The 13,749-nt window shown below is 36.4% G+C and carries 10 protein-coding genes; 3 read left to right on the top strand and 7 right to left on the bottom strand.

The window, feature by feature from the left end; translation table 11 throughout:
• Positions 1–135: 135 nt before the first annotated feature.
• The 5 genes from ACY651_RS11195 to ACY651_RS11175 all read right to left on the bottom strand — a co-directional run bounded on the left by ACY651_RS11195 (position 136) and on the right by ACY651_RS11175 (position 4,622).
• Positions 136–450 (bottom strand): helix-turn-helix domain-containing protein, encoded by a 315-nt coding sequence (locus tag ACY651_RS11195; protein ID WP_462252714.1) that lies wholly within the window; start codon positions 448–450, stop codon positions 136–138.
• Between the two features lie 84 nt (positions 451–534).
• Positions 535–1,458 (bottom strand): hypothetical protein, encoded by a 924-nt coding sequence (locus tag ACY651_RS11190; RefSeq protein ID WP_462252712.1) that lies wholly within the window; start codon positions 1,456–1,458, stop codon positions 535–537.
• A 1-nt stretch (position 1,459) separates the two neighbouring features.
• The gene (locus ACY651_RS11185; protein ID WP_462252710.1) at positions 1,460–2,683 is read right to left on the bottom strand and encodes a site-specific integrase; all 1,224 of its coding nucleotides are present in this window, start codon (positions 2,681–2,683) and stop codon (positions 1,460–1,462) included.
• Positions 2,684–3,009: 326 nt separating this feature from the next.
• Positions 3,010–3,720, bottom strand: a complete 711-nt coding sequence (locus ACY651_RS11180) for a YebC/PmpR family DNA-binding transcriptional regulator (protein WP_462252708.1) — start codon at positions 3,718–3,720, stop codon at positions 3,010–3,012.
• A gap of 236 nt (positions 3,721–3,956) precedes the next feature.
• Entirely contained in the window at positions 3,957–4,622 is a 666-nt protein-coding gene (locus ACY651_RS11175) for a porin family protein (protein ID WP_462252706.1), read from the bottom strand.
• A gap of 189 nt (positions 4,623–4,811) precedes the next feature.
• Here ACY651_RS11175 and ACY651_RS11170 point away from each other — a divergent pair, with 189 nt between their 5' ends.
• Together ACY651_RS11170 and ACY651_RS11165 are read left to right on the top strand one after the other, a co-directional pair.
• Entirely contained in the window at positions 4,812–5,804 is a 993-nt protein-coding gene (locus ACY651_RS11170; RefSeq protein WP_462252704.1) for a tryptophan 2,3-dioxygenase, read from the top strand.
• Positions 5,805–5,828: 24 nt separating this feature from the next.
• A complete protein-coding gene (locus tag ACY651_RS11165) occupies positions 5,829–6,512 on the top strand; it encodes an NAD-dependent epimerase/dehydratase family protein (protein ID WP_462252702.1) in 684 nt (227 codons plus the stop codon).
• Between the two features lie 315 nt (positions 6,513–6,827).
• Here ACY651_RS11165 and ACY651_RS11160 read toward each other — a convergent pair whose 3' ends face one another.
• Together ACY651_RS11160 and ACY651_RS11155 are read right to left on the bottom strand one after the other, a co-directional pair.
• Positions 6,828–8,705, bottom strand: a complete 1,878-nt coding sequence (locus ACY651_RS11160) for a tetratricopeptide repeat-containing sensor histidine kinase (protein ID WP_462252700.1) — start codon at positions 8,703–8,705, stop codon at positions 6,828–6,830.
• A gap of 20 nt (positions 8,706–8,725) precedes the next feature.
• Complete coding sequence (locus ACY651_RS11155) at positions 8,726–9,469, bottom strand: LytR/AlgR family response regulator transcription factor (RefSeq protein ID WP_462252698.1); 744 nt, start codon at positions 9,467–9,469, stop codon at positions 8,726–8,728.
• 418 nt (positions 9,470–9,887) lie between these two features.
• Between ACY651_RS11155 and ACY651_RS11150 the strand changes: the two genes are divergently transcribed.
• Positions 9,888–13,640, top strand: a complete 3,753-nt coding sequence (locus ACY651_RS11150; RefSeq protein ID WP_462252696.1) for a fibronectin type III domain-containing protein — start codon at positions 9,888–9,890, stop codon at positions 13,638–13,640.
• Positions 13,641–13,749 lie beyond the last annotated feature (109 nt).

Here is a 13,749-nt window from a genome sequence, read left to right as displayed (position 1 = left end):
CGTTCATAAACATTTATGTACAGCCAATTGGGATGCTTTTCGTTTATGAATGAAACAAACTTTGATAGCCCATGTACAAACTGCCATTTTTTTGGCTTAGCATCTTTATAAAACGCTATTACGGTATAATCATTTTTATGCATGATTAAACCCTCCTCTTTGAAACTTTTTAAAGTCTCTTTGTGTAATTGATTCTTCTACTTCTGCCAATTTGTAGAGAATGCGTGACCCTATCCTGTAAGACGTGAGCAAGCCTGACTTAGTCCAATCGTGTAAGGTTGGAAGTGAAATTTTTAGAAGTCGGGAAACTTCTTTTCTTGAAATTAGATTTGATTGATTTTTTTGTGTTGGATGTTGGATATTCCCAATCTTTTCGTCAATTAACTGACCAATCTTTTGTAACAGTTCATTGACTTTAATCCCATTTAGCAGAATTTGCATATTTGTCATGTCGTTTTTTTATCGACAGGGCAAAAGTGCATGTGTTACAGAAACGTAGTTATGAAATATAGTACTACAAACTACTGAAACCCTTTACTTGTCTACCTTTTTTAAATCGGCAGAAACCTTTTTTGAGAGTGCATTTAAACCGACCTCTTCAAATAAATTGGAAATTTTAGCTAGTCTTTGCTTTATTTTCTTCTTCTCAACACCAATTTTTGAATAAGTTAAATCGGTAAAGCGTGGAATTATGCCTCGGATATTGAACTCATCTTTATTGACAATTAAGCCTATTAGCTTTGCCCTTTTACCGACCGAATTGCACCTGCTGGTCTTACCATACAAGCCCAAATAATCCAGTACTAAAATTTGTTCTTCGAGGCTTAAAGTTTCAGTCTTTTTTGTCGGTTTCGATTCAAGATTTTCCAAAGTAGCCTTAACAAATTTGAGATACTGGGATACAACTTCGCCATTGACATAGGCTAATATATTTTCTATGTCATAATAAGGTTGCTTACTTAAATCTAAAGGCTGATTGTTTAGATAATCAGCATTAAATGAATAAGAAAAAAAAGTGTTGGAATTATCAAAATTGTCTGGGTTAGGGCTACTCCTCCTCTCAACAATATCATTTACCCTTTTTATTTCTAACTCAATGAATTCTTTTTTGTTTGAAACTTCTTTAAAATGTTTTTCGAAATCTTCTTTGAAATCATCAAGGTTCAATAATTTGTTATTGTTTGACATGATCTGAATTTGGTTCCTATATCTATCTAAGACAAGATTATTGTAAACGAGATATTCATGTGATTTTGGAACTATCCTAAATTCATACAGAGCATCAAAAAAAGGTTTTGTGGGGTTTCTATGAGATGCATTACTTGTTGCTATAAGAAATGTTATGTATTTGGAATTAAGAGAATTTTCCCAAAACAGGAATTTTTCTTCAATTGTTTGAAGTTTTTTAAATTCTTCCAACAATTTTACTTTCTCTTCTTCTGAAAACGGAGTTTGCATACTATTTGAAAAAAGGGTGATTAATTAATTTATTTGCGTTATCGTGTTGGCTAATTTTGATATATTTTAAAAATGCTTTTTCCGTTTTATGTCCGGTAATTTTCATGATTGAAATGCTTGGTACATCTGCTAAATACGCATTAGTTGCAAAAGAACGCCTTGCAGTGTGAACCGTTATCAATTGGAACTTCTGAAAGCTTTCACTTTTTTTTGTGCCGCCTTTAGTAAATGAATGTAAAACATTTTCATTTAACTCGGCTTTTTCTCCTAACTCTTTAAGATACTCATTCATCTTTTGATTAGTAATTGCGTAGTCAGGCAACCCATTATATTTTACAAGAATTTTTTTAATGTATTTATTTAATGGAATAATAACTAATTCGCCTGTCTTTTCTGTTTTTATTTTCAATTTAGAATTATTATCAATCAAGTTTTCGTCAGTTAGTTTTATCAAATCCGAGTAACGTAATCCAGTATAACAACTAAGTACAAACATATCCCTCACTTTATCTAGTTTTGAATTTTCACTTAAATCAAGTTTGTATAACATTTCAATTTCGCTGTCAGTTAAATATATGTGTTCGGTATCTTCTTCAATAGTCTTAAATTTTCTGTTTTTATATTCCAAGTTGGTTGTAATCTTTCTATCAAAAGCTTCATTCATAAAAACTTTTACGTGTTTAATAAACCCTCCTATCGTATTAACGCCATAATCTTTCTTTAAACAGTACTTCGTAAATTCTTCATAGAAAGTAAGGTCAATGTTAGCAAAGGTCAGTTCTCGCTTAGAAATGGCTTTAAATGCGGTCAATACTCGTAATGTTTGACCATAATGCTTTATTGTATTAGGTCGTTTAGCAGAAGATTTTATAATGGCATCAATAAAGCCTATAAAATCCTTCTTATTCAATATATCGGGTTTTAATAAAGCTTCGCCTAATCCTGCTTTTAATTTTTCATTTGTGGGTACAATCCCATCATTGCCCAGTTTTCTGTAAACATTATGGATGTGTGTGCTTATATTTTTTAGTGTAGAATTGATTTCGGCGGCTTCTGTAAAGTCTTTTGTATCTCTTGCTTGTTGTGCTTTATGATTCCAATGTTTTTTGTTTAGGAAAATTCCAGTAGAATACTTCACCCTTTTACTGTTATAACTAAATACCATAACAAGCAATGTTTCGTCTTTACTCTTTGGTTCTTTTAGTTGAAATTTTACGCTTCCCATACATTTTTAGTTTTGCGCTAAGTTAGTGCAATTGTTTACAGTGGGCGGTACAGTGGGCGAAATAATTTATTCTCACTTTTTTAAAATTATTCTCCCTATGCCTTGAAATGCAATACAGGTAAGGCTTATAAAAGATTAAACAGGGAAAGATAGACTAAATGAAGCAAAGTATAAAGTACTCCCATCCCGAGTACAGCTTAAAAATAGAAGCCTTGACAGCATTAGCTTTCAGGGCTTTTTTAATTTTAAGGGGCAGTATAGGGGCGGTTTGCATAAATAATAAAGCTGCCAAAAAAAAGCAGCTTTATTTTATAAAACTTTATTTCTTATTTCAAATTATGATACACCTTCTGCACATCTTCATCCTGCTCCAGCTTATCTACTAATTTCAATACATCATTAGCGGCTTCTTCATCCAGCTCCATTGTGGTAGTGGGGATACGGGTAAGTTCGGCAGTTACTACTTCTATTTTCTTTTCGTCCAATGCTTTTGCCATGTGGCCAAACTCTGTAAATGCCGTGCGGATGATGATATTGCCTTCGCTGTCTTCGCCAATTTCTTCCAGGCCGTAATCAATTAACTCCAGTTCCAGCTCTTCTAAATTTTGGCCGGTATTTTTTATTTTAAATTCTCCCAAACGGGTAAAACCAAATGCCACACTGCCGCTGGTACCTAAGGAGCCGTTGCATTTTGTAAAATGCATCCTTACATTAGCCACCGTTCTGGTAGAGTTATCGGTTGCAGTTTCTACCAAAATGGCAATGCCATGCGGTGCATGACCTTCGTAAGTAATCTCTTCGTAGTTGCTGGTATCTTTACCCATGGCCCTTTTAATAGCCGCTTCTACACGGTCTTTGGGCATACCACATGCTTTTGCATTAATGTAGCACCTTCTTAAGGCCGGGTTGTTATTAGGGTCGGGGCCGCTGGCTTTTACAGCAATGGCAATTTCTTTTCCAATACGGGTAAAGTTTTTTGCCATCTTATCCCAGCGGGCAAACATGCTGCTTTTTCTAACTTCAAATATTCTTCCCATGAGCTTGGTTGATTGGTTAACTGGTTTATTGGTTGGTTAGTTAATCAGTTATTCGGGATGCAAATTTAAGGAAAATCATTGCTTAAACATTCCGCACAAAAATGTAAGGGAAGATTAGTTATTTAAAGTGCAGGAAGTACCAATTATAAAGACGCTGAGTTCCCCCTTCAGGGGGCGGAGGGGGCAAAAAAGCGACACCCATTTACAGGTGCCGCTTAAACCTAAAGTATAGCCACTTAAAAGGTATAGCCAAGAGAAACTTTTACCACACGGTTATAAGCTTTAAAATTATCGTTCTTATCTAATTTTGAAAGTCCGTAATCGTAACCGGCTTTAATGTTTAAGCCATTACCAAATGCATAACCAACACCACCGGCAAGGCCTAAATCAACACGGTTAAAATTATCGGTAAGGTCTAATTTTTTATTGTACAAAGAAATGCCTAATACACTTGTATTAATATGAAGGTTAGTTTTTGCCAGGTAAGAAATTTGCGGGCCTGCATAAATACTTAACCCTTTTGCCACTTCGGCTTTTAAAACTAATGGTACATCAATGTAATGCGATTCTACTTTTGCACTGGCATTAACACCTAAAAATTTAAGGGCATCAATTTTTAAATCTCCCTGCATGGCATACCCTTTTTGCGAATACATTACACCGGGCTCAAAAGAAATTTTTTCACTTAAAGGAATGCTGGCATAGCCGCCAATGTTAAACCCAGTTCTGCTTTTGGTGCTGATAAACCCATTGGTAAGATCAACTACATTGTTAAGACTGTTAAGTGCATCTCCCTGCCAGTTGGCAATGTTTACACCAGCTTGTACACCGTAACTGATTTGTGCTTTTGCGCTGCTGATAATTATTAAACTGAAAACAGCAAGAGTAAAATTTTTTTTCATGTTGTGGGGGCAGTGTTTTAAGTGGCTGCTTGCAATACTGTAACTGAATAGTGTGCCAGATTTTTTTTGTTTAGATAAGAAAACGTTAAAGCAAATTTCTGTTCACCAGCCGTTAACAAAAGCTGTTTTTTAAAAAACATTTTTTACCGCTGTACATTTATGTAAGTTTGTTGAGTTAAAAAAATTGTTATGGAAAATAAAACAGTTTACTACAGTGAATATTTGCAATTAGATAAAATAATTGAGGCACAAAAACCCGAAAGTTTTAAAGAAGGGAAAATTGCAGCACATGATGAAATGCTTTTCATCATTATTCACCAGGCGTATGAATTATGGTTTAAACAAATTTTGTTTGAAGTAAATTCTGTTATTGGTATTATGAGTAAACCTGCACTGAATGATAATTCTCCCGAAATGCAAACGGTAGTACACCGTTTAAAAAGAGTTACTACTATTTTAAAAGTACTGGTGCAGCAGATTGATATTATGGAAACGATGACGCCAATGGATTTTTTAGATTTCAGGGATATGTTACGGCCTGCATCCGGCTTTCAGAGTTACCAGTTTAAAATTGTTGAAGCAAAGCTGGGTTTAAAATTTGAACAGCGGCACGGACAAAATTATTATACTTCTCAATTAAAAGAAAAAGATATTGCTGTTATTAAAGATGCAGAAAATGGGCAATCGGTTTTAGAATTAATTAATGCCTGGTTAGAAAGGATGCCTTTTATTACAAATGAATTCTGGAATAATTATCAGCAAGTGTATGTGAACAGTTTGGCCGAAGCAGAAAAAAATAATGCTGAATTTTTCACCACCGTTTTTAATGACAGTAATGCTGAAAGAAATTTATCACCCAAAGCCTGCCGTGCCGCATTATTTATTATGATGTATCATGGTTACCCCATGCTGGAATTACCTTTTCAATTATTAGATACCCTTTTAGAAATTGATAACCAGTTAGGCAACTGGCGCAACCGCCACATTAATATGGTAAGACGAATGATTGGTACACGTATTGGAACTGGTGGCAGCAGCGGAGCCGGTTATTTAAAAGCTGCTATGGATAAACATTATATTTTTAAAGAGCTTACACAACTAAATAGTTTTTTAATTGACAGAAGGCAGTTGCCGGTTTTACCAAAAGAGTTAGTGGAACGGTTGGGGTATTTGCAGCAATAGTATTTACTTATAATTTTACAACTTATGCAAGATCAACCTACACAAAAATTACAGCTGATACTTACCGGCGCCACCGGCATGGTGGGTGAAGGTGTACTGCACGAGGCTTTACAAAATGATGCAGTAGAAAAGGTTTTAGTGATTAACAGAAAGCCCTGTGGCGTAACACACCAAAAATTAAAAGAGATTATTCATGCCGATTTTACCAACTTATCGCCTGTAAAAAATGAGTTGATAAATTATAATGCCTGCTTGTTTTGTTTAGGTGTTTCATCTGTTGGTATGAAAGAACCGGAATTTTTTGAAAAAACGTACACCTTAACAATGTATGTGGCAAAAGTATTGAGCAACCTAAATCCGCAAATGACTTTTTGTTATATTTCAGGAGCAGGAACCGACAGTACGGAAAAAGGCAGACAAATGTGGGCAAGGATTAAAGGCAAAACAGAAAATGATCTACTGAAACTGCCTTTTAAAAAAGTATATAATTTCAGGCCGGGTATTTTACAACCAACTAAAGGTTTAAAAAACACGTTGAAATTTTATAACTATTTAGGTTGGTTATTGCCAGTAATAAAATTTACTGCACCAAAATATATTTGCAGTTTAAAAGAGCTGGGGCACGCAATGATTAACGTTACCCTAAAAGGTTATGAAAAGAATATTCTTGAAGTAAAAGACATTCTTGCTGGAGCAAAAAAAGCATAAACTTATTTAAATACCCAACTGATTGTCTAAATAAAAACAATATGCAAAAAAATATTTTTTCTATTTTATTAACTAAGAGTATTCAATTCCATTACCTCAATATTTATTTTGCAATAAATAATCTTTTTAAAAAAGTTTAATAAAAAAAGTGTGAATTATATAAATTAAAGCCGAAATGATGTAACACATAAATTAAAAGTGGGTATTATCTTTACAGCGGTTTCAAAGGGAAAAGGTTTTTTTAGGAAAGTGAATTTAAAGGGGCTGGATTTTTATCCTGGTCCCTTTTTTATTTATACAATAAATTTATTTTTATTACTGCTGATCAAGCTTAATTATAAAACTGCTCCCTTTTCCTTCTTCGCTTTCAATTACCAATACAGCATTTATTTTTTGTAATAATTCTTTTACCAAAAATAATCCAAGGCCGCTGCCTTTTTCACCTTGCGTACCGGCTGTACTTTCGGCATCGTTTTGCAGTAAATCTTCTATCTGCTCTTTACTCATACCAATGCCTTCATCTTTTACGGTAATATAAATTTGCTGTTCGTGAGCAGCTGTGCTCACTAAAATTTCGCTGTTGGCATGGCTGTATTTTACAGCATTGGTAATAATATTTCTAAGCGCTATTTCTACAATATTACTGTCGGCTGCAGCGCTGGTTATTTGAATATCTTTTTTGATTTGAATATTTTTTTGCATTGCCTGCGCCGTTGCTGCACCAATGGCATCATCAATACAATCTTCTACATTCACATTAGTTATGGCCGGCCTGGTATTTTTAATTTGCATATTGGCCCATACCAATAAATTATCGAGCATATCGCTGGTTTGGCTAACAGCCTGCACCGTTTGACTTTTAAATTTATCTTTTTTCTCAGCTGTTAAATTGGGGCTATCCGCCAGCGAAAGATAACTTTTAAGTGTTACCAGCGGGTTACGAAAATCGTGGCTTATTACAGAAAACAACCTGTCTTTTACATGATTCAATGTTTGTAGTTCATCTTTCTGTTTATTAATCTGGGTATTTTTATCCTGCAGTAAAATATTATTTTGTTTTATACGGAGGAAAAAAAAAGCCAGTGCTGCAAGCAATACTGCAGCACCAATGGCAACAATGATAAAAATATTGCGCTGATTTTTTTGCTTTGCCGTTTCTGATTGTTCCTTTACCAAACTGATATTTTTTTTCTCTAACTGGTAATCGGTTTCTAACTGCGTTAACTGATTTTTATTATCGTTGCTAAAAATGCTGTCTTTAAGATGATAATATTTTTCAAGATAAATACTTTGCTGCCGGTAATCTTTCATACCGGCATACATGTCTGCCATGTTGCGGTAATTTTCCATTGTAATACCTGTAAGGCCTTCCTGCAAACAATAAGCAATACTTTTATTAAAAGCTTCAATTGCTTTTGTATAATTACCTGCCTGCGATTGTGTGGCACCAATATTATTATAGATTACAGCAAGGTTATCAATTGGCGGCTCAGCCATTGCCGCATATTTTTTTAATACTGTATCAAAATATTGCAAGGCAAGGGCAGTATTTTTTTTATGTTTGTAAGTAAGCCCCATATTACTAAGGCCGGTGGTAACCATATAATCATCATTAATAAGTTTTGCTATAGCCATACTTTTTTGCAAATACAATAATGCAGAGTCGTACTGTTGTGTTTGATCATACATTGTACCTCTTTGTGCATAAAGCGATGCAAGCTGCCCGCTGTCTTTCGATTGTTCTACAATCTGCTCGGCTTTATCATAATATTCATTTGCCTTATTAAGTGTTTTACTTTGAAAAAAAACATTTCCGATAGACATATACGCATTGGTTAAACGCCGGTTATCTTTTAACTGCTCATAAATTTTTGCGCTTTGCTGATAGCGATCTAACGATTTATCAAAATCATTTTTAAGTAAATAACAAAAGCCTATATCATAATAAGCATTGCCCAACCGTAAAGTATTATTGTTTTTTTTTGCAAGTGCTGCCGAACGTTCAAAATATTCCAGCGCTTTTGAAGGATTGTTATCAATATAATAATTGCCAATACGGTTTAGTGTTCGTAATTTATTGCTGTCCTGTATTTCGGTATCTAATGCTTTGAGCAGGCTGTCCACTTCTTTGTTTACCTGGCTAAATAAAGTTGTACAAAACAATAATGATAAAAAAAGAAAGATATTTTTCATCTTAATAAAAAAAGAAAGGGTTAAATAAAACGTTTAATTGCCTGATTGCCCACAATACTATTTATAATAGTTTCGGCATAAGTTTTACCAATGGGCAATTGCATTTTTCCAATATGGACAAAATCATTTTCTACTGCGGTAACTTTTTGTCTGTTAATTAAATGAGTGCGGCTAATACGTATAAAAATTTGCTGTGGCAATTGCTGTTCTAAATTTTTCATACTTACCAATGCAATTTTCTTTTCGCCATTTTGTAAAAAAATATTTACAAAATCGCCCAGTGATTCTGCATACAGCACATCGGTATATGCAATTCTTAAAAAAGCATTTTTATCTTTTATAAAAAAAGATTCTTCATCTTTTTGCTGAAAAGCTTCGGCAGCAGATGTGTTTGCTTTTATGCCGGCAAGCACTCTTACTTTATCAATAGCCCTAAGCAACCTTTCTGTTTGCACTGGCTTTACCAAATAATCTACTGCATCCAGTTCAAAAGCATCGGCTGCATAATTTGGGTGAGAGGTGATAAATATTGTAAAGGGCAGTTGCTTAATACTTTTAGCAAGCTGTATGCCTGTAAGGTCCGGCATCTCCACATCCAGCACTAATAAATCGGGTTGATGATGTTGCAATTGCTCCCTTGTTATTAAAGCATTTTCGCAAACCGAAAGGCATTGCAGGCCGGGTACGCTGTTTAATTGCTGCAGGGTATATTCCCTGTAAATCTCGTCGTCGTCGGCAAGTATGTAGGTAAGTATAAGAGACATATTCAGGTTTAAAATTAATCCTTTTTAGCTTGATTTTAAACGTTTATCTACTCACAACCTTCATTTATCTACTAAAAGCCATGGTTTATCTACTTTGCCCTCTACAGTTATACAGGCTTACCGATATTTACATCGGTTTTTCATAGGATATTGGATTTTAAACGGGGCAGGATTTCCATCCAGCCCCCATTTTTTTAAATTTGAAATTACTGATCATATTTCTACTCCAGCAATAAACCGTTAGTAACTATTAACCACTAACTCTTATCCTTTTCCCATAGCCCTTGCTGTGGGATTTTTATTTTTTACTCAATGCTTAGTTGTACACATCGTTAAAATACTGCGTAGGTTACCCTTTTTAATTTGAATCAAAAAAATTATATTTGATTTTGCTATTTACTACACTAAAACTATTGTTATGACTAAACTGAAAATTATTTTTTCTTTCTTACTCACTTTTTTTGCTGCAACTGCATTTACACAGGTGGAGCAGGTTACAGAAAATCAGGCGGGTATTTCTCAAAGATTACAATACGAAATAGACATTACAAAAGACCCCAGGCTGGGCTATGTACCCAAAGACAGATTAGTTGATGCCTATCAAATTAGAAAGAGCAGGGTGGACAGAATTAATGCCTTAAATATTATGGCGCCATTTACATGGCAGGAACGTGGCCCTAACAGTGATGCTGTTGGCGCAAGTAATGGTAACACCAGGCCAGGCAATGGTAAAACATCAGGCAGGGTAAGAGCCATTTGGGAAGACCTGGGTGATGCTACCGGTAAAACCGTTTGGGTTGGTGGTATTGATGGCGGCCTTTGGAAGACAAATGACATCACACTTAACCCTGCAACATGGACACCTATTAATGATTTTTTTGGAAACCTTGCTGTTGCAAGTATTTGCCAGGACCCTACCAATGTAAACATTATGTATTTTGGTACAGGCGAAAAAGCCATTAATGCCGATGCAGTAAGAGGCGCAGGCATTTGGATGAGTACCGACCATGGTGTTAACTGGAGTGTAATGCCCGGCACGGCAAATTTTTGGAATGTAAGTAAAGTGATTTGCGATGCCAGCGGTAATTTATATGTTGGTTGTAATTCTATTTCTAACACATCGGGTTTGCAGCGTTACACAAAAGCTACTGCCACCTGGACGAATATTACACCATCGGGCCTTGACCCAAGAGTACCAGATATTGAACTTAGCACCACTGGAAGACTGCATGTCACCTGCGGATATTATAATACAGCAGCAGGCAGTGCAGGTTACCGTTATACTGACAACCCCTCAACTGTTACCAGCGGAACCTGGACATCTGCTGCTGTTTCATTTTCACCAGTACAATATAATGTTGATCTTGCCAGCAATGGAAATACTTTATATGCTTTACCCTCCAACTCAGCATTTGGTGTTACAACTATTTATAAATCTACAAATGGTGGTGCTAACTGGGCAGCAACCGGCGCAACACCTGCATTTACCAGCGGACAGGCATGGTATTGTATGGCAGTTGCAGTTGACCCTAACAATGCCAATAATGTAATTGTGGGCAGCCTTGACTGTTATAAAACAACAAACGGCGGTACTTCATGGACAAAAATAAGTGAATGGGTGGGCACAACAGGCCAGTATGTACATGCCGATCAGCAAATAATTACATGGCGCAGCAACAACCAGGTATTATTTGGTTGCGATGGCGGTGTGCATTATTCAGCAAATGGTGGTACAACTATTACTGACCGCAACCAGGGTTTACGTATCAAACAATTTTATGCAATAGCTAATCACCCTACGTCAACCAATTATTTTTTAGCAGGCGCACAGGATAATGGCGTACATCAATTAAATACAGCTGGCATGGGAGCTTCGGTAGAAGTTACCGGTGGCGATGGTGCTTTTGTACATATTGATCAAAACCAGGGACAATACCAATGGGGTTCTTATGTTTACAATCAATACAGAAGAAGTACTAACAGTGGCTCTACGTGGACGTCGGTAAATTATTCTTCTACAGCAGGCCAGTTTATTAATCCTACTGATTATGATGACGTAAATAATATTATGTACTGCAGTGGTAATGCCAACACGTTTGTTCGCTGGAGCAATCCTCAAACAGGCAGCACATTTACTGCTGTAACAATGAGTGGGTTAAGTTCCGGAAAAGTAACTGCCCTAAAAGTTTCGCCTTATACCAATCATACGGTGTATTTTGGCGGCGGCGGAAGCGGTATTACACCTTCAATAATTAAAGCCACTGCTGCTAATGCTACTCCGGTGTTTACTAATATTATTGGAGCAGGAATGACCACTGCAAGTGCAAGAATTTCGTGTATTGAATTGGGCAGTGATGAACAAAATATTATTGTAGTGTATTCTAACTACGGTGTTAATAATGTTTGGGTAACCAGTAACGGCGGTACCACATGGACAGCAATTGATGGCAATTTACCGGATATGCCTGTACGCTGGGCAATGTTTTACCCCGGCAGTAATACAAAAGCAATTATTGCTACCGAAACAGGTATTTGGCAAACAGATTTAATTAATGGTGCCTCAACTGCATGGAACCCTGAAACGGGTTTTCCTAATGTGCGTACCGATATGTTGCAATACAGGGCGAGTGATGGTTTACTTTCTGCCGCAACACATGGCAGAGGAGTATTTACCACAATTATTGGTGCAGCACCATCTTGCGGTACAGTTACCGGTTTAGCTGCGTCGTCAATTACAACAACCAGTGCAACGGTTAGCTGGACAGCATTAAGCGGTGCTTTAAATTATGATGTTGATTATAAATTAAATTCTTCCGGTACATGGATTAATGCTGCTACGGCAACCACAAACTTATCAGTTGCATTAAGTAGTTTAACTGCAGCTTCGTTATACGATTACAGGGTTAGGGCAAACTGTACAGGCGCAACAGGTGCATATGCACAGGCGCAATTTACCACAGCATCTGCACCCACCTGTACTGCACCAACGGGTTTGGCAACAAGTGCAATAACATCTACCAGTGCTACCGTTAGCTGGACTGCTGTTAGTGGTGCCGCTGATTATGATGTGGATTATAAATTAAATTCATCAGGCACTTGGACAAATGCTGCTACTGCAACAACAAACTTATCAGTTGCTTTAAGTGGTTTAACTGCATCAACTTTATACGACTGGAGGGTTAGGGCAAATTGTACAGCTATAGGATTAAACAGTACTTACTCACAAGTTCAGTTTACAACTTCGGCTCCACCTTCCTGTAATGCACCAGCTGGTTTAACTTCCAGTGCAATAACATCAAGCAGTGCTACTGTTAGCTGGACTGCTGTTAGCGGCGCCGCAAATTATGATGTAGATTATAAATTAAACTCATCAGGCACATGGACAAATGCGGCCACTGCAACCGCTTCAACTTCTGTCGCATTAAGCGGTTTAACTGCATCTTCCTTATACGACTTGAGGGTTAGGGCAAATTGTACTGCTGTCGGATTAACCAGTGCTTATACTCAGGCACAGTTTACAACAGGCGCAGTAAACACCTGCCCCGGACCGCTAGATGTTAGTACAAATGGCACTGCTGCCGGAGCGGCAACTATTCCTTTTAATACAGATACTAAAGGATTAATTAGCCCAACAGGCGATAATGATTATTACAAATTTGTAATTACAACAGGCGGCACTGCTACTATTACTTTAACCACACTGCCTTTTGATTATGATGTTAAACTGTACAGCAGTAATGGTACAACACAGTTAGCTATTTCGCAAGCCGGTGGCACTACAAGCGAAACTATTAGCAGAACTTATACTGCAGGCACTTACTATGTGCATGTGTATGGTTACAATGGTGCTAAGAGTGCAACAACCTGTTATACTTTAAAAGTACAGTTAGGTACTGCCAGCATACAGGAATTACCTGCTGCTCAGCCTGACATTAAAGTAAAACTTTTCCCTAACCCTGTTACGGAAAAGTTAAGTATTTATATGGTTGGAGATAACAGCCAGAAAAATTTAATGATGTATGATGCTAGTGGTAAAACTGTTTACAGCCAGCAGATTACTGACATGTTTACAACTTTAGATTTACAAAGGCTAACAGCTGGTGTGTATTTTGTAAAAATCACCTCTACTGATGGTAAAGTATTGTACACAGACAAGATCATTAAAAATTAAAAGTATTTTTTAAAAATTAAAACCGCCTCAAAAATTGAGGCGGTTTTTTATTGGATAAATATTTTTCTTTTTTTACGACTGGTTAGACCAGTTAGACATTGAATCTAAA

It is taken from the genome of Ferruginibacter sp. (assembly GCF_031391665.1).
Taxonomy (GTDB): domain Bacteria; phylum Bacteroidota; class Bacteroidia; order Chitinophagales; family Chitinophagaceae; genus Ferruginibacter.
This window is presented reverse-complemented; position numbering and strand designations above follow the sequence as displayed.